Genomic DNA, 21,319 nt, shown 5'->3' on the forward strand with positions numbered 1-21,319 from the left:
CCGAGAACGGGCGAAAGTGCAGGACGATTGACTTGGGAACACTGACAACACTGACCGACGAGGCAAAGATCGCCCTCGATACCCTGGCGGATCGGACCGCGGGACTGGTTTCGCCCTCGCTCCGGCTTGGCGTGACCGGCCTTTCTCGGGCGGGCAAGACCGTTTTCATCACCGCGCTGGTGCACAATCTCATCCACGGCGGCAGGTTGCCGATGTTCGAAGCGCAGAAATCCGGCCGGATCGCCAAGGCCTATCTGGAGGAGCAGCCGGACGACGCCGTACCGCGCTTCCAGTATGAGGACCACCTCAAGGCGCTCATCGAGGACCGTATCTGGCCGGATTCCACCCGAGCCATTTCGGAGCTGCGGCTGACCATCGAGTATGAATCCGCGTCGATGTGGAACCGCATGTTTTCCGGCGGCAAGCTTTCCCTCGATATTGTCGACTATCCCGGCGAATGGCTGCTCGACCTGCCGCTCCTCAACAAGTCCTATACCGAATTCTCCAGCGACTCCTTCGATCTGGCGCGCCTTGAAAGCCGCCGCGAGCTCGCAAGCGAGTGGCTTGCCGTGGCGGACGCCATTGACGCCGATGCGCAGGCCGACGAAGTAACGGCGCAGCGACTTGCGCGCAGTTTCACCGGCTACCTCAAAGCGGGAAAGGCAGACGAGCGCGCATTGTCGACGCTGCCGCCCGGCCGTTTTCTGATGCCCGGCGATCTCGACGGCTCACCCGCCCTCACCTTCGCACCCCTGCCCAATCTCAAATCCGGCAAGTTCCGCCCCGGCTCGCTGGCCGCCATGATGGAGCGCCGCTACGAGGCCTACAAGACCCATGTGGTCAAACCGTTTTTCCGCGAGCACATTGCCCGGCTCGACCGGCAGATCGTGCTGGTCGATGCCATGCAGGCGATGAATGCGGGATCGTCCGCCATCGCCGATCTCGAGCGTGCCCTGACGGAAATCCTCTCCTGCTTTCGTCCCGGCAGCACCAATTTCCTCACCGGGCTTGTCCAGCGGCGCATCGGCCGCATTCTCATCGCCGCAACCAAGGCCGATCATCTGCACCATGAAAGCCATGACCGGCTGCAGGCCATCGTCCGCCGCCTGGTGGACCGGGCCGTCGGCCGTGCCGACTTTTCCGGCGCGAATGTCGACGTGCTGGCCATGGCGGCGGTGCGCACCACGCGCGAGGCAACCGTCACCCAGGGCAAGGAAATCCTCCCCGTCATCGTCGGAACGCCGCTGAAGGGCGAAACGATCGACGGCGAACACTTCGACGGCAAGACGGAAACAGCCATATTTCCCGGTGACTTACCGGAAAGACCGGATTCAATTTTCGAAGGACCGGAATCGGCTTCTGAAGATCCGGCCATTCGCTTCGTCCGTTTCCGTCCGCCGGTACTCGAAAAGACCGCAGAAGGGTTTACACTGTCGCTGCCACATATCCGGCTTGATCGCGCGCTTCAGTTCCTGATCGGAGACCGCCTCGCATGACCGACAGCACCCCACGCAAACCTGCAGCCTTCCGCATGGCCCCGCCGGAGGCAACCGCGCGCGCCAGGACGGAAACGACGCACAAACCCGCCGAAGCCCGCAGGCCCACCGCAATCAGGGATATCGCGGTGATCACACCGGCACCCGTTGATGTGTTCGACCTCGATGCCGCAACGGCAGATGAACTGGATGCCTTGACCCCGCCACCAGCCCTGCCGCGCAAAAAACGGTTCTCCTTTGCGTCCGTGCTCACCGGCTCCCTCGGCGTATTGGTATCGCTGGCCGTCGGGCTTTGGGCCGACAATCTGATCCGCACCCTGTTCGAGCGCGCGCCCTGGCTTGGCTGGGCGGCGCTTGCCGTCGGCATCGTCGCCGCCCTCTCGCTTCTGGCCATCGTCATCCGCGAAACCCTAGCCCTGCGCCGCCTCGCGTCGGTACAATCGCTGCGCGATGAGGCGGCCAAGGCGGCGGCCGACAATGACGCACGGCAGGCCAAGACCGCCGTCGCGCGGCTGGTTACCATCGCCGAGACCATGCCGGCGACCGCCAAGGGCCGTGCCCTGCTGCACGACCTGCGCGACGACGTGATCGACGGACGCGATCTCATCCGCCTGACGGAAACCGAATTGCTGCGCCCGCTCGACCGGCAGGCGCGCGAGCTCATTCTCGCCGCAGCAAAGCGCGTTTCGGTTGTCACCGCCGTCAGTCCGCGCGCGCTCGTCGATATCGGCTACGTGATTTTCGAGTCGGCCCGGCTGATCCGCCGCCTGTCGGAACTCTATGGCGGACGCCCCGGCACACTGGGCTTTCTCAAGCTGACCCGCAACGTGATCGCCCATCTCGCCGTCACCGGCACCGTGGCCATGGGCGACAGCATCGTCCAGCAGCTTGTCGGCCACGGGCTCGCCGCAAAGCTCTCAGCGCGGCTGGGCGAAGGCGTCATCAACGGCCTGATGACCGCGCGCATCGGCATTTCCGCAATGGATCTGGTCCGCCCGTTTCCGTTCAATGCGGAAAAACGCCCGGGGATCAGCGATTTTATTGGGGATCTTGCCCGTATCGGCGGCGGGAAAAAACAATAATCCTGTGGACGGGGTTGCAATTTCGGCAGGAATGGCAACCATCCGTTAACCATTCCAACCGATGATCGGTCATCGTCATTTCAATGATTTGTGTTGAGTAACCCCAATGAAAACACGCGCAGCTGCCGCTACCATATCTTTGTTCGCATGCGCGCTCTTCGCGTTTTCCGCACAAGCCAAGGACAAAGACAAGGACACCGAGTTCTTTCAGACCGTCGAAGGCCAGTGGGTTGGTCCCGGCGAGATCGTTGCCGGCAAGTACAAAGGCACGAAATTCACCTGCACGCTCGACGGTTCAACGCCCGATGAGACCGCAGGCATGACGCTGGACGGCAATTGCCGTGTTGGCATTTTCAACCAGCCGATGAAGGCAACCATCGCCCGTTCCGGCGGCACCTACAAGGGCACGTTCCTCGACGGTGCGGCGGGCAAGGGCCTTGATATCACCGGCGGCAGCGTTGCCGGCGACCGGGTTGTCCTGAACATCACCCGCAAACAGCTGACCGGCGCAATGCTGGCCAAGTTTACCGGCGACAACACGCTGAACGTCACCATATCCGTGCGGCTGGAAGATACGCTGATCCCGGTTGTCGGCATGACCCTGAAGCGGGTGGACAACACCGCGGTCAGCAGCATCGCCAAGAACTGATCAATCCGTTCGGTTGTCGCGCCACCAGCCCGCCTCGTCGCGGGCTTTTTCTATGCCGGAACGGTCACACAGGACAGCCCATCCGGCAATGCTTTTGCCGCTGACCACAAGGTCCGGCGCGATATCGCCGAGCGGCACCAGCACGAAGGCCCGTTCCGTCATGCGCGGATGCGGCAGTGTCAGCGTCGGGCTTTCAAAGTGCTCCCTGCCCTCATAGGCCAAAAGGTCGATGTCGATGATGCGCGGTCCCCAGCGTTCGATCCGCTCCCGTTTCATCCGGCGCTCGATATCCAGCGTGGCCGCCAGCAAAGCTTCCGGTTCGAGGGATGTTTCGACACAGGCGCAGGCATTGTGAAACCACGCCTGATCGATCTTTCCCCACGGCGGCGTCCGGTAAACCGGCGAAACGGCGGTGACCCGTGTATCATCGCGGCGGTCGAGGGCCTGCAGGGCTTCCGCCATCGACTGAACGGGTTTGCCGATATTGCCGCCCAGTCCCAGCCACGCCTTGTGCACGAGGCTCATGTCCCGGCACTCCGGGTTGCAAGCATGGCATCGGCAATGGCCAGCGCATCCCGGTTCATCCTGACATCGTGCACGCGAAACACATCCGCACCGGCCAGCCGCAGGATCGCGGATGTCGCGGCCGTGACCACGTCGCGCTGGTCCGCATCGCGCCCGGTCACCGCGCCGAGGAAACGCTTGCGCGACGTACCCGCCAGGAAGGGATAACCAAAGGCCTGCAGCTCACCGAACCGCCGCATCAAAGCAAGGTTTTCCTCGGTTTCCTTGGCAAAGCCGAATCCCGGATCAAGGACGATCTGCTCGCGCGCCACGCCGGCCAGCCTTGCGATCTCCAGTGACCGGTTGAGGAAAGCGAATTGGTCAACGATGACATCCGGATCGCGCTCCCGCTCCCGGCCCGTATGCATGATGACGAGCCCGGCACCGGTTTCCGCCGCAAGATCGGCAATCGCCGGTTCGCGCTGGACACCCCACACGTCATTGACGATATGCGCACCGGCGGCAACGGCCAGCCGCGCGGTTTCCTCGCGATAGGTATCGACGGAAATGAGGACATCGGTTTCCCGTGCGAGGGCCTCGATGACCGGAAGTACCCGCGCCTGTTCGGTCCGCGGATCGACGCGGGTTGCGCCGGGACGGGTCGATTCGCCGCCGACATCGATGATGGTTGCCCCCTCGGCAATCATCGCCCTCGCCCCCTCGATGGCCTTGTCCAGCGCCAGATGCACGCCGCCATCGGAAAACGAATCCGGCGTGACATTGAGAACACCCATGATGACAGACACCGGCCCGAGGGTGAGGGATCGCCCATGCGCCAGACGCCACTCTCTTTGCATGGGATGCTCCTTTCAAGACTGTACTGCTGCAGTTGTTTTTGAACAGAACGGCCGTCACGTCAATTCATCCGCAACGTTTTTGGCGCTACAGTATCGGGAGCACAGGCAGGCTTTTGGCCGAAATGAAGGACCAGTCCCCATGAAAACGATTGTCAGAACGGCGGCTCTCGCACTTGCATGCCTGCTCGCGACAGAAAGCGCCAATGCGGCCGTGGTCCTGCGCAATTACAAGTATTTCACCCTGTCCGGCACGACCGCCGCCGATCTCGACCGCGAGTTGAGCCGGCGTGGGCCGCAACTGCACAAGACCGGGCCTCGCCATCCCGGCGCGACACAGATGCGGTTCAACACCAAGGTCAAATACGGCTCCGACGGCAAGAGCTGCCGGGTTGTCGATGCAAACATCACCATTCATGCTCAGGTCCACCTGCCGCGCTGGAAACAGCGCGCTTCGGCCAAGCCCGATCTCGCCATGATCTGGGATACGCTGTCGGCCGATATCAAACGTCATGAAGAGAGCCATATCGTGATCGCCCGCACCGCCGCCGGCGATATGGAACGGGCGATGAAAGCCCTGCCCTGGCGCAGCAATTGCGAAGAGATGAAAGCCGATGCGGCCAAGCTCATGGTCAAGCTGATGAAGGAGCAGGACGCTGCGCAGATTCAGTTTGACCGCGTGGAGGGAAAGAATTTTGAGCGCCGCTTCGAACGGCTGCTCATATTCCGCATCCAGCGTGAGATGGAAAAGAAAAAGGGATAGTGTGACCGGCGCTGACGCGCCGGTTCATCTTTCAAGCGACGCCCAGCTTCTTCTGCAGGCTGGTCGATGAGGTCGTATACTGGAACACCACCCGCTCGCCGGGGCTGACGATGCGCTTGGCCGCCTGGGTCATCAGCGCGGCCTCGTGGAAACCGGACAGGATCAGCTTGAGCTTGCCGGGATACCAGTTGATGTCGCCGATGGCGAAAATCCCCGATTCAGAGGTTTCGAAGGTTTCGACATTCACCGGTATGAGATTTTCATGCAGGTTGAGCCCCCAATCGGCGATAGGGCCGAGTTTCATCGTCAAACCGAAGAACGGCAGCAGGCGGGTGACCGGAATCTCCGTCTCTCCCTCCGCAGCCTTGATCGTGGCGCTGGACAGCTGCCCGTCGGTGCCCGTCAGGCCGGAAACCTGTCCAAGCTCGAACCGCACGCTGCCACGTTCGACCAGTTCGAACATTTTCTTGACGCTGTCGGGCGCCGCGCGGAATTCGGCACGCCGATGCACCACGGTCAAACTGCGGGCGATGGGCTGCAGGTTCAGCGCCCAGTCCAGGGCCGAATCGCCGCCGCCGACAATCAGCACGTCTTCGTCACGGAACTCTTCCATGCGGCGCACCGAATAAAAGACGCTCTTGCCCTCGAAGGCTTCAATGCCGGGAACCGGCGGGCGCTTCGGCTGGAATGAGCCGCCGCCGGCGGCGATCACCACCACTTTGGTCTCAAAAATCTCGCCTTCGTCCGTTTCCACGTGGAACTGGCCATCGGGCTGGCGTTCCAGCCGCGTGACCATGCGGTTGAAATGAAATTGCGGCGCGAACGGCTTGATCTGCTCCATCAGCTTGTCCGTCAGACCTTGCCCGCTGATCTCGGGCCAGGCCGGAATGTCATAGATCGGCTTTTCCGGGTAGAGCTCGGCGCATTGGCCGCCGGGACGGTCGAGAATATCGATCAGATGGCATTTGAGATCGTAAAGGCCGAGTTCGAATACGGCAAAGAGGCCGACAGGCCCGGCACCAATGATCACAACGTCCGTTTTGGTTATTTCACTCATCGACAATTCCTCATGACAAACCAGTGCAGTATTTCATACCCGCCCGCGGTCTGGAATGGAGCAATTCTAATCGGTCGGTGAGAAAATATCAGGCAAAATATGCGGAATGTCAGGCCTGACGTTCCGGAACATGCACAACAAGCCCGTCCAGTTCATCGGAAACGCGAATCTGGCAGGACAGACGCGAGCTCGGACGCACGTCATAGGCGAAGTCCAGCATGTCTTCTTCCATGGCTTCCGGCTCTCCGGCCGCGTCCTTCCATGCACCGTCGACATAGACATGGCAGGTCGCGCAGGCGCAGGCACCGCCGCATTCCGCGTCGATGCCCGGCACGGCGTTGCGGATGGCACTTTCCATCACGGTCGAGCCGTTCTCGGCTTCCGTTTCAATCCGGACGCCATCGAAAGTGACAAACGTGATCTTTGCCATGAAAAAAGCCCCAAGCAGAAAAGTTACCGCTGAGATAGGGATTTGGGCAGGGAAGTCAATTGCACTCCCTGACGCAGCCTGAGGGGCCGCCCCCGGACTGAGGCCCTAGCGCGTGATCGCCGCTATATAATCACGCACATCGTCGATTTCTGGATGAAGTTCACTCAACAGCTTCGTGTTGCCGGGCGACTGTTCAATCGATTCGGCCAGATCGGCCACACGAAAGGCACCGACGGCGCGCGCCGAACCCTTGAGCGATTTGGCGAGACGAACCCGTTCATCCGCGTTCGCCTGGCTCAGCCGGTTGACGATTCCGGAGATCTGCCGGGAGAACAGGCTGAGGATTTCGGTCTCGAGTGCCCGGTTGCCGAATGTCTCGCGGGTAAGATGCACAAGATCGATCGGCCGTTTGCGCGATGGTTTGGACGTTTCGCCGCCCGGCAGCGCAAAAGCCATTGACGCTTGTTGTGGCAGTGCCATGATACTCTCCTGAACTCAGACTCAAATGAATGCACAAGTTTAATCAAATGCCGGATATTCTGGGTTAAAGCGTGGCCGCTACCCCCCGAATTGGCCCGATGTGGTGAACGAAGGGTTAATTCAGGCATTCCGGCAAAATTTGGTTCGGGCCAAAAAAATTAACCTTGTGTTTAAACTTTTAAGCATTTCCCGAATCCATTGTTTCTTTCCAATCCATGTGCCAGTACGATAGACTTAAGGCGTAAAGAGTATGGCGCAGTCGACTCCACATGTGGTCACTGCCCAATATTGCGAGGTAAACATGGCCACAGCCCCGAAGAACAAAGCAGCGAAAGCCGAGGATGAACTTGGTGAAGCTCTTGAAAAGGCTCTAGAAATTGATTTCGATGAGTCGACACTCGGCATGGATATGGATCTTTCGCCAGTCGATGACGATCTGATCTCTTTCAACGATCTCGAAGCGCAGATTTCCCAGGCAGCGCAGGAACTGGCAGCGGAAAAACACAATCCGCCCGTCATTCCGGAACCCGTAAAGCCCGTGGAAATCAAGGAAAGCCTTGCCGCGGAGAACACGATTCCGCTGCCGGCGCCCAAGCCGCAGATCCAGGCTGCCAACCCGATTCCCGCTGCTCCGCCCGCGCCGCCAAAGGCGCCTGCCGTGCCGCCGCAGACATTCAAGCCGGCAAATGACGATTTGCTGCAGAATACCCAAACGACCCGTTCGCCGGTTTCAAACCAGGCGCCGCGCTCCTATGGACTGGTCACCGCAATCGTCAGCGTGCTCTGGGCCGCCGGCGTTCTTGCGCTTGGTCAGGCGCTCTACGGCTCGTCCCTGTGGTCGATTCGGTCCTTCGCCGATTTTGCCGCTGCGCCCTATGCGATTGCCCTCGCCGTCGCGATCATCGTTCCGATCATGCTGTTCTGGGCCTTTGCCCTGATGGTGCGCCGCGCGCAGGAAATGCAGTATGCCGCCCGCTCCATGGCCGAAGCCGCCATGCGTCTTTCCGAGCCGGAAATGCTCTCGTCCGACCGCGTGGCCTCGCTGGGCCAGGCCGTTCGCCGTGAAGTCGCCGCGATGAGCGAAGGTGTCGAACGCACCCTCGCCCGTGCCGTTGAGCTGGAAACGCTTGTTCAGACCGAGGTCAACCAGCTGGAACGCGTCTATACCGACAACGAACACCGCATCCGCACGCTGGTCGACCGTCTTGGCGGCGAACGCGAATCGGTCATCGGCCATGCCGAACGGGTTCGTGCTTCGATCTCCAGCGCACATGAACAGCTGAAGGATGAACTGTCCCTGGCTGGCGATTCGCTGCGCGACAATCTGCTCAATGCCTCGACCAACCTGACCATGTCGATCAACCAGTCCGGCGATACGCTCATCGATCGCCTGACCCAGAGCGGGCACACAATTGCCGAATCGATCGGCTCGCGCTCCGACGACATCTCGGCCAAGATCACCACTTCGGGCGAAGCCTTTGCAAATCTTCTGGAAATGCGGATTGCAGCGCTGTCCGAACAGACCGATTCGGTAACGATGAAGCTGGCCGATACGCTGGATGGCCGTACCAACAGCATGCTCTCGCTGCTGGGCAACGCCACCCAGACCCTGGTCGGTGAATTCGATACGCGTCTCGCCGGGCTCGACACCACAATCAACGAGCGCGGCCGTTCCCTGCTCGCTGAATTCGAAACCCGCGCCCAGTCGCTGGATGCAAGCACCGAACGCCTGAATTCAGCGCTGGAAGCCCGTGCGCGCCAGATCAATGAACAGTTGATCGAACGTACCCGCGACATCGCCAAGACCTTCACTGACGGCCGCGCTTCGATTGACGGTATCGTCGACGAGACGAAGGCAAAGATCGGCAACGACCTGTCGAGCCTTTCCGAATCGGTTGGAAGCCTGCTGTCCACCAACACGACGCTCTTTGCCGACAGGCTGGCCGAAAGCCGCGAAGCCCTCGCTGCGACCCTTTCCGGCGAAACAGAACGGGCTGCCTCGATCATTCGCGATCAGGCCGGACAGCTTGGCGACCATACGTCGACCCTGCGCTCCGTTCTCGAAACCAGCACGGCAGCCATCGGCCAGATCATCGACGGTCACACCGCATCGATCGATGACCGCACCTCCGGTCTGCGTGCGGCACTGGCTGACAATGATGCCCGCATCGGCGCGACGCTCGATTCCCATGCCAAGGCCATCGAGGACCGTACGTCGGGCATGCACGCTGCATTCTCCGACACGGATGAAAAGATCCGCCAGACCCTGGACGAACATGCGCGCAGCATCGATGCCCGCAGTGCCGGCGTTGAAGCCGCGATCCTGGCTGGCGATGCCCGCATCGGCCAGACGCTCGAAGCCCATGCCAAGATCATGGACGACCGCACGTCCGGTATGCGCGCCGCCTTTGTCGACACGCACGCCAAGATTGCCCAGACTCTTGACCATCATGCCAAGAGCCTTGATGAGCGCAATCAGGACATCCAGCTCGCTCTGGCTGGCAGCGACGCCAAGCTTGACGAGACGCTGGCCGCCCACACGCAGGCCATTGACGCCCGCAACGCGGAAATCCAGTCGACCCTGCTCAACAGCGGTGCGCGCATCGACGGCACGCTCAGCGGCTTCATTGAATCCGTTGATGGCCGTACAAGCCGCATTGAAAGCGCCCTGACCAGCAGTGACGAGCGCATCAGCAATGTTCTGGCATCGCATGCCAGCGCCATTGAGGACCGCACCGCCGGTATCGAACAGGCGCTCGCCAACAGCGATACACGCATCGGCAACACGCTTTCTTCCCATGCCTCGGCATTGGATGAGCGCACGGCGGCCATCCAGGCGGCGCTTGAAAACACCCATGCGCAAATCGGCCAGACCCTGGCCGGTCATGCGTCGATCATCGACGAACGCACTGCCGGCATCCGCTCTGTTCTCGACAGCAGCAATGCACAGATCGGCAATGTGCTCACCTCGCACGTCACCGCCATCGACGAACGTGCCGCCGGAATCCGGGCAACGCTCAACGACAGCAACGCCCAGTTCGGTGATACGCTTGCCTCGCATGTCAATGCGATTGACGAACGGGCTGCCGCAATCTCGGCAGCGCTTTCGAACAGCAGTGCGCGCATCGATGACACGCTCGCCTCACATGTCGGCGCTATTGACGAGCGGGCTGCGACGATCACGTCGACGCTTGCCAACAGCACCGCCAAGATCGGCAGCACACTTGCCTCGCACGTCAACACGCTCGATGAGCGCGCGGCAGCCATCCAGGCAACGCTTGCCAACAGCAATGCCGGTATCAGCGATACGCTTGCCGCCCATGTCGGTACGATCGACGAGCGGGCCGCGGCCATCGCGGCAAGCCTCGCCGACAGCGATGCCCGCATTGGTGAGACACTCAACACCCATGCCAGCGTGCTCGACGACCGTATCAGCGGTATTCGCGCGGCGATGGAACATGGCAATACGACGCTCAGCCAGACCCTTGACGGTCAGGCCAGCGCCATCAGCGATCGTACCGTTGCCCTGCAGGCCGTTCTGCACGACAGCGCCGAAGTGCTCGCCAAGGCGTTCGAAACCCATGGCGGCACCATCGACGAACGCACGACGACCATGCAGAGCGCGCTCGCCATGGGTGTCGACAATGTCCGCAAGTCGCTTGAACAGAGCGCCTCGGTCGTTGCCCGCACCCTGCGCGACAAGATCACCGAAGCCGCTTCCACCCTTACCGGCGAAGCACAGAAGGCCGGTGAAGCGCTCGACGGTCACGGCGAGGCATTCAGCCAGCGCATGAACGAAAGCCTGGCTGAAACCGAGAAGCGTCTTGGTCAGCGGGCAACGGAAGCCGCAGCCAATCTGGAAGCACTGGAAGCCCGCTTCACCGCGGCCACGGATTCCACCGCCTCCAAGCTGGCCGAAAGCACCCGCGAACTCAACGAAGTGCTGGCAGCCCGCTCGCAGGAAATCATCAGCATCCTCGACAACACGGCGCAGCCGCTCGTCGAGAGCCTTGCTGACAATGGCCGTACGCTCGCTTCGCAGCTTGTCGAAGCCACCACGGCGGCGACAGAACGCCTGCGCGTGGAAAATGCGGCCCTGATCAATGCCATCGCCAGCCGCACTGCGGAAACCATCACCGCTGTCCAGGAAGCCAAGGCAGGTCTGACCGACGACGTCAGCAACCTGATCGACCGCCTCTCCTCTTCCAATGCGAAGCTGGGCGAGCTGATCGACATGGCCACCAAGAACCTTGGCGACATCGACGGCCGCCTGCTCGACACGACAACCACCTTTGCCGAAAACGCAACGCGTGCGGCCGAGTCCTTCCAGTCTTCGACACGCCTGATCGACGGCAATATCGGCAAGCTCTCGCAGCTGTCGAACACGACACTCGTCGACATTGCTTCCATCGCCAAGCGTTTCGACGAGCATGGCAAGATGCTGGGTGCTGCATCGGAACTGATCAACTCGTCGCAGTCGAACCTCGCGTCGACCTTCGACGAACGTCAGGCCGCCCTGCAGAATCTGGCAACCGGTCTGGTGGAGAAATCCGAGCACATCGAAAAGACCATGCGGTCGTTCGAATCCCTCGTCTCCTCCGCCTTCGACCGGGCCGAAGGCCGTGCCACGCAGACAACCGAACAGATCCGCAATTCGATCGCGGAAGTTGTCGAACAGGCATCGCAGAAGTTCGCCAATGCGACGGACGAAATCCGCCGCTCCTCCGCTGCCATCCGTGCGGAACTCGAAGAGACCCGCTCCGAACTGCAGCGCGGTGTCATGGACATGCCGGAAGAAGCCAAGCAGTCGACCGCGCAGATGCGCAAGGCTGTTTCCGAGCAGATCAATGCGCTGAAGGAACTGTCGGAAATCGTGCAGAAGTCCGGACGCCTGACCGACGTCGGCGAAGCCCGGGCAGCCCGCGCCCCTGCTCCTGCCCGTACGGCAGCAGCTGTTGCACAGGCCCCGCAGCCGCAGCGCAGCGAACCGGTTGCCGCACCACGCGCCGTTGCTGCGGCACCCGCTGCTCCGGCCCCGGCCATGCGCGGCAGCCTCGACGTGCGCGGCAACCCGGAACAGCCCAAGCAGGGCAATGGCTGGGTTTCCGACCTGCTCCGTCGTGCATCCAGCGATGAAGCTCCGGCCGAGCCAAAGGCAAAGGCGCCCGAGGCACGCTCGCCCGGTCAGGTGGTTGAATCGCTGAACTCGCTTTCGGTCGATATCACGCGCGCCATCGACCACGAGGCTTCGGTTGAACTGTGGCAGCGTTACCGCGCCGGTGAACGCAATGTGTTCACCCGCCGCCTCTACACGCTGAAGGGTCAGCAGACGTTTGACGAGATCAAGCGCAAGTACCAGGCAGACAGCGAATTCCGCCGTGCCGTCGACCGCTACATGGACGACTTCGAACGCCTGCTGGAAGACGTTGCCCGCAATGATCGCGACAATGTCCTGACCCAGAACTACCTGACGTCGGATACCGGCAAGGTCTACACCATGCTGGCCCATGCGAGTAACCGCCTGCGCTAAGGCGGTGTCCTGTCAGAACTGAAAAACGCGGCCTCGGGGCCGCGTTTTTTGTTGACGGTGCATCAGCGCCGGAGACAGGCCTGCAGCAAATGGAACATCTCCCGTTGCAGGCCGGCGGCTCCGGCGCTATATATGCCGCGTCGGAAAAGGCAGACTTGGTTTGGTAAGCCCAAGTCCTTTCGGAAACGGAAGCTCTGTCCCTGCCTCGTGCATGTGTTCCCCTCGACGAACAGCCAACGCTGTCCAAGCGTTTCTTGTTCGTCCGTGTGGTTCGCAGAACGATGAACCGCTCCGGTCGAACGACCACAAAGGAGTAGTTCATGCCCGATTTTCCCAGGATTTATGATGTTGTGATTGCCGGTGCAGGCCCAGTTGGCCTGTTTCTCGCCTGCGAGCTGCGCCTCGCCGGCCTCTCGGTCCTGGTGCTGGAGCAAGCCGAAACCCCGCACTCCCCCTTGAAAGGGCTGCCGTTCGGCATGCGCGGCCTTTCCGCCCCCACCGTCGAAGCCTTCTATCGCCGCGGGCTGCTGGATGACATCTCAGCCCCGCAAAAAGAACCATCGGATAGGACACCGGCTGCCGCGCATTGGGTGCAACAGCCGCGCCGCCCGGGCGGCCATTTCGCCGGCATCCAGTTTTTCCAGGACACGATCGACACCTCAAAATGGCCCTATCGGCTGCCCGGCCCTGCCGCCGCCAACCTGGCCACCACCATGCAGCGCGTGGAATCCGTCCTGGCCGCCCGTGCTGACGCGATGGGCGTCGAGATCAGGCGCGGCCTCGGCGTGGAGAGTTTCGAGCAGTCGGATGATGGCGTGACCGTTCATGCCGGCGGCACCGCCTTTCACGGACGCTGGCTCGTCGGCTGCGATGGCGGACGCAGCACCGTGCGCAAGGCTGGAGGTTTTACATTCGCCGGCACCGATCCCGAATTCACCGGCTATTCCGTTGAGGTCGAGATGGCTGATCCGGACATGCTTGTCCCCGGCCGTCACTATACGCCGACGGGCATGTACACCTACCAGAAGCCCGGAACCATCGCGATGGTCGATTTCGACGGCGGCGTTTACCACCGGACCCGGCCGATCACGCTCGACCACATGCAGACGGTGCTGCGCCGCGTCTCCGGCACCGGCATCACGGTAACGGCGCTCACGCTTGCCACCACGTGGACGGATCGCGCCTGTCAGGCCACCGCCTACCGCAACGGACGGGTGCTGCTCGCCGGTGACGCCGCGCACATCCATTCCCCGCTCGGCGGACAGGGGCTGAATCTCGGGCTTGGCGACACGATGAACCTGGGATGGAAGCTTGCATCAACGATCCGCGGCACCGCGCCGTCCGGCCTGCTCGACAGTTATGAGAGCGAACGGCATCCGGTCGGAGCGCAGGTGCTTGACTGGTCGCGCGCCCAGGTTGCGCTCATGCGGCCGAGCCGCAGTTCCCGTGCGCTCGAAGCCATCATCCGTGATCTCATCGACACGCGCGATGGTGCAACCTACTTCGCCGAACGCGTCTGGGGCGTGTCTCTCCGCTACGATCTTGGGAGCAGCCACCCGCTGGTCGGCCGCAGTGCGCCCGACTTCGAGCTGGCCGACGGGACGTTCCTTGGCGGGCATCTTGGAAGCGGGAAAGGCCTCCTCCTGGACTTTGACGCCACGGCACCGCTTCAGGAGCTGGCACGCCGCTGGGGCGGCCGGATCGGCTATCTCGCACGGGATGCCAGAAACCGGCTTGGCCTGCGCGCCGTGCTCATACGCCCTGACGGTATCGTCGCCTGGGCCGGTGCGACTGCTTCCGATCTGGAAGACCTTGCGCAGACCGCGGCGCAATGGTTCGGCGAGCCTGAATAGGCAGGTGAACGATACGTGGTGCGTGGTTCGACAAGCTCACCATGAGGAAAGTGGTTTGGTTGCAAAGCCAGTCACAGGCGTTGCAGAACATGACTCCCTGCAGCCCACGTCATCCCTCATGGTGAGCTTGTCGAACCACGCACGATGTTCCCTGCCGTTGTCCTCACGCCGTCTGCAACGTCTTCTCTCCGCCGAACATCTCGCGGTAGGCGGTGGGCGTGGTTGCCAATTGCTGGCGAAAATGATGCCGCAGGGTGGCAGCCGTGCCGAACCCGGTGGTCTCGGCGATGATCTCGACCGAAAGCACCGACTGCTCAAGCAGTTCCCGCGCCTTGGCCAGCCGTTCCGACAGCAGCCATTTGGCCGGTGTCGTGCCGGTCGCGGCCTCGAAGCGGCGCAGGAAGGTGCGCGGGCTCATGCCCGCCGCCTTGGCCAGCGTTGCAATGGAAAAATCCTGCCTGAGCTCGGTGCGCATCCGCTCGAGCAGCGGCGACAGGCGTATCCCCTCATGCGGGGGCGGCACGGCCCGTTCAACGAACTGCGCCTGCCCGCCTTCACGATGCGGCGCCACCACAAGCCGGCGCGCCACTTTGTTCGCGGCCTCGGTACCAAAATCCCGGCGGATCAGATGCAGGCAGAGGTCAATGCCCGCCGCGCTCCCGGCAGAGGTCAGGACGCTGCCCTCATCCACGTAAAGCACGTTGGGCTCAACCGCGATATCCGGATAGCGCTCTGCCAGGAGATCGGCATAACGCCAGTGCGTCGTCGCCCTGCGACCGGCCAGGAGACCGGCGGCCGCCAGGACGAACACGCCGGAGCAGATGGAAAGAATCCGCGCGCCATTGGCATGCGCCCGCCGAAGGGCCTGTGCCAAAGCGTCCGGCACTGCATGCTCGACGCCGCGCCAGCCCGGCATGATGATGGTGCCCGCCTGTTCGAACAGGTCGAGCCCGCCATCGGCCAGAATGCGCACGCCGCCCGTAGCGCGCAACTCGCCCACCTCGATACTGGCCACGGCAAATTTGTACCAGTCATCGCCCATTTCCGGGCGCGGCAGTCCGAACATTTCGACGACCAGGCCGAACTCGAACGTGCAGAGCCCGTCATAGGCAACGGCGACAACCAGCGGATTCTCAAGGCGGGGGGCAAGGGATGCGTTTGACATGATATCGACGATATATGGCAATCTTGCCAACTACCAGTGCCTTGTTGCTTGCCTTACGAATTGGGCAGCAACACAGGAGAACCCCATGAGCTACGTTACCGAAACCCCTGCCGCCGCACCACAGATTGTCATCGAGCATTTTTCCCGGCGTCTCGCGCTTGAGACCGATTGTGCCGACGTGGCCGCATCGCTGAAGGCGGGCGAACAGGACTTTGTCCTCCTGCACGTGGTGGGAACACCGGCGGCCTATGAACGCCGTCACGTGCCGGGAGCCATCCATCTGCCGCATCGCGAGATCACCGCCGAGCGGATGGCGGGCTGGCCGGACGATACGCTGTTCGTCGCCTATTGCGCCGGCCCTCACTGCAATGGAGCCGATCAGGCGGCGCTGAAACTCGCAAGACTGGGACGCCCGGTCAAGATCATGATCGGCGGCATTACCGGCTGGGCCGACGAGGAACTCCCCTTCGCCACCGGTCCGGCAGCAGGCGAACTGAAAAAGGTCGCTTGAGTTTCCGGTTTAGATAACTGACAGCGTCCAGGTGACGATATCGCCTGCGGCGCTGTCAAACGCATGGTTCAGCGCGGTGACATAGGCGGCATTGCCCTGGCCGCTGACCGGCGATGTCGAGCGGAACACGCGGGTGGCGCGCACGGTGCCGTTCTTGTCATTGAGGATCTTGATGGCGATCTCGACAACGGCCGTTTCCTTGCCCGAGGCATCGATATCGAACGTACGGATATTGCTGATCACCTGATAATCGATGGCAAGGCCTTCGCCGGGACGGCCGACACCGCCGAAGCGGCCCGAGCTCTCGAAGGCCTGCACAAGCCGCGTCTGCACGATGTTCGGCAGGCGGTCGGACCACTGCGCGCCCTTTAGGAACGAAATGGCGTTCGGTCCGGAGCGGACAACGACATTCTCGCCGTCAAGGGCTTTGAGGGCCGACGGCGCGGCGATCAGGATCTGGCGGCTGCCATGTTTTCTGGATGAAGTGTCGGACAGCGACGGGCCGGACAGATCGAATGTATCAAGCTTCTTGGTTCCGGCGCAGGCGGAAACGGACAAAGCCATCAGCAGAGCGGCAATTGTCGTTCTTGAATTCACCAATGGTATCATCCCTGTCACGCAAAGCTTCACGATTCATTAACCTTCATGCGATGCAGCTTTGTCAAAGTCAACGGCGCGTGCGGCCGTCATACTCCGGCACATTGCCGCTGCCACCGAAAATCACCCGCTGCGGATTCTTCTCTAGATCGCTGATCGCCCGCTCGATGCGCTGGACCGACTGGCGGCTCTCGGTAACGAGCGCCTGCACGTCGCGCAGGCCCTGTCCGGAGAAGCGGTTGAGGTTGTCCGTGATCGGGCCGAGCTTGGTGTTCAGATTGTCGGCAACCGCACGATAGGATTTGAGCGTGTTCCGCGCTTCAGCCACAACGCTGCCATCCCCGTCGGACACCAGATTGTCGACCTTGGCCAGGACGCCATCGACCCGGGCGGAAGCGGCATTCAGGCGCGTCATCATTTCACGCGCCTCGCGCACCACCGACTGCACGTCTTCGGCGCTCTGGCTGAACTTGTCGATCACATCGGAGTTCTTGGCCAGCGCATCGGTGAACTTCTTCGTGTTGTTGACCGTATCGACCAGCGGCCCCTTCACTTCCGTGATGAAACTCTCGATGGAGCTCATCGCCGTGTTAACGCGTTCGAGAATGTCCTGCGCCTTCTGCAAAAGGTTGTTGACCACGGACGGATCGGCATCGATACGCGCGACGGCGCCATCCTTGTCGGCTTCTTCAAGCAGATTGGGCTCATAGACCTTGCCGCCCTTGAGCTCCACGAAGGCCAGACCGGTGAGGCCAGTAAAGCCGAGGGTTGCCTGGGTCGAGCGGGTGATCGGTGTCGTGCTGTCAATTTCCGCAGTGGCGATCACCGCGTCAGGATTGGTCTTGTCGATATTCAGGCGCCGCACGGTGCCAACCTTGATGCCGTTGAACAGCACCTGGCTGCCCTCGGCCAGGCCGGTGACCGAACCGGCGATACGGATTTCCAGCGTCGTCATTTCCTGCCTGTCGCCATAGCGGGCGATCCAGTACACGAAGACGAACGCCGCGACGCAAACCGCAAGCGTGAAAATCCCGACCAGAACGTAGTTGGCTTTGGTCTCCATCGATTATTCCACCTAACCCTGTTCCTTCAGCAACGGCCCGGATTGCCGGGCGCTTTGCACACGATCAGACTTTCGCCTGCTGCTGCCGTTCGGCACGATCTGGCGCGCGCGCTTGCCATGAAAATATTCCTGAACCCACGGGTCATCAAACGTCAGCATGTCGTCGATGGTTCCTTCCACAAGAACCCTTTTCTTACCCAATACCGCGATTCGGTCGCAAACGGCGAACAGGCTGTCGAGATCGTGCGTGACCATATAGACCGTCAAACCCATGGTATCGCGCAGATTTGCGATCAGTTCATCGAAATCCGCGGCACCGATGGGATCGAGCCCCGATGTCGGCTCATCGAGAAAGACGATGTCCGGGTCGAGTGACAAAGCGCGGGCGAGCGCCGCACGCTTGATCATGCCGCCGGACAGCTCCGACGGAAATTTCTCCGCCGTATCCGGCTTCAATCCGACCAGATCGATCTTGAGGCGCGCCAGTTCGTCCATCAGGCTGTGCGGAATGTCGAGATATTCGCGCATCGGCACCTGAATGTTCTCCAGAACCGTCAGCGACGAGAACAACGCACCGTGCTGGAACAGGACGCCCATGCGCATGTCTACGCTGAGTTTTTCCTGTTCCGTCGCGTGATCGATATCATGGCCGAAAATGCTGATATTGCCGTGCTGTTTCTGATTGAGCCCGAGGATCGTCCGCATGAGGACGGACTTGCCCGTCCCTGATGCGCCGACAAATCCCAGTATCTCGCCGCGATAAACGTCGAGATTCAGGTGCTCCAGCACTGATGAACGGCCGAAGGACACGCTGACATCCTTGACCGAAAGGATGATATCGCTGGGCTCCTGCTCTCTGCTCTGGCCGTTGTCTGTCGAATTCATTCGCCTCGGGCGTCCCTGGATCTGAAAATCAATGGATAGAGAGCGTCGTCAGCACCGCAGCACACACGCCGGTATCGACGTGGAACCCTGCGGCGGCAGAAGCACTTGAATTGTTTGCTCTATCGGTCAACATCCCTCACACATATCGAGTCTCGGACTTGATGTCACTGTAGCAATTAAGGCGCATATAATGACTGTTAATATGGAGATTACCGTTGAACGCTGGCCCATTGCCGGAACGTTTACAATCTCGCGGGGTTCCAAGACGGAAGCAGCCGTGGTGGTTTGTACCCTGCGCGACGGACTGCACACGGGGCGCGGCGAATGCGTTCCCTATGCCCGCTATGGCGAAAGTCTCGATTCCGTCTGTGCCGAAATCGAAAAACTGCGCAGCGTGCTCGCCGCAGGGGCCAACCGGCAGGATTTGCCCGGTTTGATCGGCGCCGGCGCGGCCCGCAATGCCGTCGATTGCGCGCTCTGGGATCTCGAAGCCAAACGGGCTGGCCGGCGCGTTGCCGATATCATCGGCTTGCCGCCGCTCAAAGCCCTCACCACGGCCGTGACCGTTTCCTTCGGCGACGCACAGACCATGGCTGCCTCGGCCCGCGCCCTGTCCGGCCGTCCGGTCATCAAGGTCAAGGTGGGCGGCGAGGATGACGAAGATCGCATTCGGGCCGTAGCGGAAGCTGCACCCGACAGCCGCATCATTCTCGATGCCAATGAGGGCTGGACCGACCGGAATATCGTCCGGCATATGCTGGCCGCCGCAAAGGCCGGGGTCGTGCTCATCGAGCAGCCGCTCCCGGCTGGCAAGGACGGCATTCTCTCGACAATCCCCCACCCCGTCCCCCTGTGTGCCGACGAGAGCGCCCACGGTACGGACGATCTGCATACGCTCCTTGGCCGCTACGACAGCATCAACATCAAGCTCGACAAGACGGGCGGGCTGACCGAGGCCCTGCGCATGCAGAAACGGGCGCGCGAACTCGGGTTCGGCATCATGGTCGGCTGCATGGTGGGCACGTCCCTGGCCATGGCGCCTGCCATCCTCGTCGCGCAGGACGCCGACTTCGTCGATCTCGACGGTCCGCTGATCCTGAAGGACGACCGCCAGCCCGGCCTCGTCTTTGAAGGCAGCCGCGTCTCGCCGCCGCAATCGGAGCTTTGGGGCTAGGTGTAGAGCCTCAACAACTAGCGCTCGCGCTGCTCCAATCGAAGCGAAACATTGGCCAGGACAAGCCCGACTGCCGCCAGCGCCACCATGGCATAGAAGCCATAGATGCCGGTGGCGCTGTAGAGCGGTCCGGACACCATGGTGACGATGGCCAGCGACGTGCCGATGAAGAAGGTGGATATGCCCTGCGCCGTTCCACCCTTCTCCTCGGGAATGGTCATGGCGATCATTTTCTGCATGCCGAGGAAAGACAGGGCGAAGGAGAAGGCATGCAGGCTCTGCACGACGAAAAAGCCAGCCACGCCGAGACCTGCAGGCACGATCAGCGGGAAGACGGTCCAGCGGAATATGGCGACGGCTGAGCCGATCATCAGCACCCTGGCCGGATGCAGGCGTCCGAAAACCCGGCGAAAGCAGGTGAACATGATCACCTCGGCCACCACGGCGATGGACCAGAGCGCGCCGATCACCGTCTCTTCGATGCCGATGGACTTCCAGTAGATGGCCGAAAAACTGTAGCCATAGGCGTGGCTTGCCTGCGTGATCCCCGTGGCGATCAGGAAGGTCACGAAGGCCGGGCGGCGCAGCGCCCTGCCTGCATCCGCCATGTCGATATCCGACAGCGGCGACAGGCGCCGCGGCTTGCCAATGCGCGGCACCACGAAGCTCATGCCGCATGCGGCCACCAGCGCACCCAGCAGCACCGTCGGGATGATCCACTCGCCCGTGTGCTGGATCAGCACGCCGCCGGCAAAGGAGGCCAGCAGGAATGCGATGGACCCCCAGACGCGCATCCTGGCAAAATCCGCCCCGTAGCGGCGCACGCCTGAAAGCGCGATCGTATCGGCCAGCGGAACCTGCGATGTCCACGGTGCGGCAAGCACCAGCGACACGACCAGAATGCCGAAGAAATTGAACGGCAGAAAGTAGAAGGCCGCGACGATCACCGCCAGAATGGTGGCAATGGTCAGGATATGCGCACGGTCGCTGGATTGATCAGCCAGAATGGAAACCAGCGGCGCGGCGATGACGCGCACGAACAGCGGCATGGACAGGACGATGGATATTTCCGTCGGCGACAGCGAACGGAATTCCAGCCACAGGGGAAAATAGGGCAGATGCAGGCCGCTCGAGATGAAAATCGCGAAATAAGCCAGAGCCAGCCGAAACTCGAACCGAGATGGCTTGTCGTGAAAAGTGTCCGCAGTGGCGGCTGTCATGGAAGG

18 protein-coding genes are annotated in these 21,319 nt (G+C 61.7%); 8 read left to right on the forward strand and 10 right to left on the reverse strand.

From position 1 onward, the window contains the following. Nucleotides 1-32 precede the first annotated feature (32 nt). The 3 genes from ACZ5FP_RS14655 (at nucleotide 33) to ACZ5FP_RS14665 (ending at nucleotide 3,227) form a co-directional block, all read left to right on the forward strand. Nucleotides 33-1,496: a YcjX family GTP-binding protein gene (locus ACZ5FP_RS14655; protein ID WP_464660993.1), complete on the forward strand. Its 1,464-nt coding sequence runs from the start codon at nucleotides 33-35 to the stop codon at nucleotides 1,494-1,496. Further along, on the forward strand, nucleotides 1,493-2,578 hold the full coding sequence (locus ACZ5FP_RS14660) for a YcjF family protein (RefSeq protein WP_464660994.1): 1,086 nt from the start codon (nucleotides 1,493-1,495) through the stop codon (nucleotides 2,576-2,578). The genes ACZ5FP_RS14655 and ACZ5FP_RS14660 overlap by 4 nt, the downstream gene beginning before the upstream one ends. 106 nt (nucleotides 2,579-2,684) lie before the next feature. Then, nucleotides 2,685-3,227 (forward strand): hypothetical protein, encoded by a 543-nt coding sequence (locus ACZ5FP_RS14665; RefSeq protein ID WP_464660996.1) that lies wholly within the window; start codon nucleotides 2,685-2,687, stop codon nucleotides 3,225-3,227. Here ACZ5FP_RS14665 and folK read toward each other — a convergent pair whose 3' ends face one another. Both folK and folP read right to left on the reverse strand, forming a co-directional pair. Next, entirely contained in the window at nucleotides 3,228-3,752 is a 525-nt protein-coding gene (gene folK, locus ACZ5FP_RS14670) for a 2-amino-4-hydroxy-6-hydroxymethyldihydropteridine diphosphokinase (protein WP_464660998.1), read from the reverse strand. Beyond that, nucleotides 3,749-4,588: a dihydropteroate synthase gene (folP, locus tag ACZ5FP_RS14675; protein ID WP_464660999.1), complete on the reverse strand. Its 840-nt coding sequence runs from the start codon at nucleotides 4,586-4,588 to the stop codon at nucleotides 3,749-3,751. Before folP ends, folK begins: the two co-directional genes overlap by 4 nt. Before the next feature lie 139 nt (nucleotides 4,589-4,727). Between folP and ACZ5FP_RS14680 the strand changes: the two genes are divergently transcribed. Further along, nucleotides 4,728-5,348 carry a DUF922 domain-containing Zn-dependent protease gene (locus ACZ5FP_RS14680; RefSeq protein ID WP_464661001.1) on the forward strand — a complete coding sequence of 207 codons (621 nt, stop codon included), beginning with the start codon at nucleotides 4,728-4,730 and terminating at the stop codon, nucleotides 5,346-5,348. Between the two features lie 31 nt (nucleotides 5,349-5,379). On the opposite strand, the gene ACZ5FP_RS14685 is transcribed toward ACZ5FP_RS14680, so the two are convergent. The 3 genes from ACZ5FP_RS14685 to ACZ5FP_RS14695 form a co-directional block, all read right to left on the reverse strand. Further along, nucleotides 5,380-6,405, reverse strand: coding sequence for an NAD(P)/FAD-dependent oxidoreductase (locus tag ACZ5FP_RS14685; RefSeq protein WP_464661003.1), 1,026 nt, complete (start codon nucleotides 6,403-6,405; stop codon nucleotides 5,380-5,382). A 109-nt stretch (nucleotides 6,406-6,514) separates the two neighbouring features. After that, nucleotides 6,515-6,835, reverse strand: coding sequence for a 2Fe-2S iron-sulfur cluster-binding protein (locus ACZ5FP_RS14690; RefSeq protein WP_240370589.1), 321 nt, complete (start codon nucleotides 6,833-6,835; stop codon nucleotides 6,515-6,517). Nucleotides 6,836-6,940: 105 nt separating this feature from the next. Further along, nucleotides 6,941-7,315 (reverse strand): Hpt domain-containing protein, encoded by a 375-nt coding sequence (locus ACZ5FP_RS14695; RefSeq protein WP_223612938.1) that lies wholly within the window; start codon nucleotides 7,313-7,315, stop codon nucleotides 6,941-6,943. Between the two features lie 301 nt (nucleotides 7,316-7,616). On the opposite strand from ACZ5FP_RS14695, the gene ACZ5FP_RS14700 reads away from it, so the two are divergent. Beyond that, nucleotides 7,617-12,845, forward strand: a complete 5,229-nt coding sequence (locus ACZ5FP_RS14700) for an apolipoprotein A-IV repeat region-like domain-containing protein (RefSeq protein WP_464661006.1) — start codon at nucleotides 7,617-7,619, stop codon at nucleotides 12,843-12,845. A 320-nt stretch (nucleotides 12,846-13,165) separates the two neighbouring features. Then, on the forward strand, nucleotides 13,166-14,698 hold the full coding sequence (locus ACZ5FP_RS14705) for an FAD-dependent monooxygenase (protein ID WP_464661008.1): 1,533 nt from the start codon (nucleotides 13,166-13,168) through the stop codon (nucleotides 14,696-14,698). A gap of 163 nt (nucleotides 14,699-14,861) precedes the next feature. Here ACZ5FP_RS14705 and ftrA read toward each other — a convergent pair whose 3' ends face one another. Continuing rightward, nucleotides 14,862-15,863, reverse strand: coding sequence for a transcriptional regulator FtrA (gene ftrA, locus ACZ5FP_RS14710; protein WP_464661010.1), 1,002 nt, complete (start codon nucleotides 15,861-15,863; stop codon nucleotides 14,862-14,864). A gap of 85 nt (nucleotides 15,864-15,948) precedes the next feature. On the opposite strand from ftrA, the gene ACZ5FP_RS14715 reads away from it, so the two are divergent. Next, on the forward strand, nucleotides 15,949-16,374 hold the full coding sequence (locus ACZ5FP_RS14715) for a rhodanese-like domain-containing protein (protein WP_464661012.1): 426 nt from the start codon (nucleotides 15,949-15,951) through the stop codon (nucleotides 16,372-16,374). A gap of 9 nt (nucleotides 16,375-16,383) precedes the next feature. On the opposite strand, the gene ACZ5FP_RS14720 is transcribed toward ACZ5FP_RS14715, so the two are convergent. The 3 genes from ACZ5FP_RS14720 to ACZ5FP_RS14730 form a co-directional block, all read right to left on the reverse strand. Beyond that, nucleotides 16,384-16,938: an ABC-type transport auxiliary lipoprotein family protein gene (locus ACZ5FP_RS14720; protein WP_374042692.1), complete on the reverse strand. Its 555-nt coding sequence runs from the start codon at nucleotides 16,936-16,938 to the stop codon at nucleotides 16,384-16,386. A gap of 103 nt (nucleotides 16,939-17,041) precedes the next feature. Beyond that, nucleotides 17,042-18,034 (reverse strand): MlaD family protein, encoded by a 993-nt coding sequence (locus ACZ5FP_RS14725; protein WP_105732406.1) that lies wholly within the window; start codon nucleotides 18,032-18,034, stop codon nucleotides 17,042-17,044. Between the two features lie 12 nt (nucleotides 18,035-18,046). After that, nucleotides 18,047-18,919: an ABC transporter ATP-binding protein gene (locus ACZ5FP_RS14730; RefSeq protein WP_288192495.1), complete on the reverse strand. Its 873-nt coding sequence runs from the start codon at nucleotides 18,917-18,919 to the stop codon at nucleotides 18,047-18,049. A gap of 190 nt (nucleotides 18,920-19,109) precedes the next feature. Here ACZ5FP_RS14730 and dgcA point away from each other — a divergent pair, with 190 nt between their 5' ends. Then, on the forward strand, nucleotides 19,110-20,093 hold the full coding sequence (gene dgcA, locus ACZ5FP_RS14735; RefSeq protein ID WP_464661014.1) for an N-acetyl-D-Glu racemase DgcA: 984 nt from the start codon (nucleotides 19,110-19,112) through the stop codon (nucleotides 20,091-20,093). Nucleotides 20,094-20,110: 17 nt separating this feature from the next. On the opposite strand, the gene ACZ5FP_RS14740 is transcribed toward dgcA, so the two are convergent. Then, nucleotides 20,111-21,313, reverse strand: coding sequence for an MFS transporter (locus tag ACZ5FP_RS14740; protein ID WP_463012216.1), 1,203 nt, complete (start codon nucleotides 21,311-21,313; stop codon nucleotides 20,111-20,113). Between the last annotated feature and the right edge of the window lie 6 nt (nucleotides 21,314-21,319).

This window comes from Phyllobacterium sp. T2-21 (assembly GCF_055378485.1).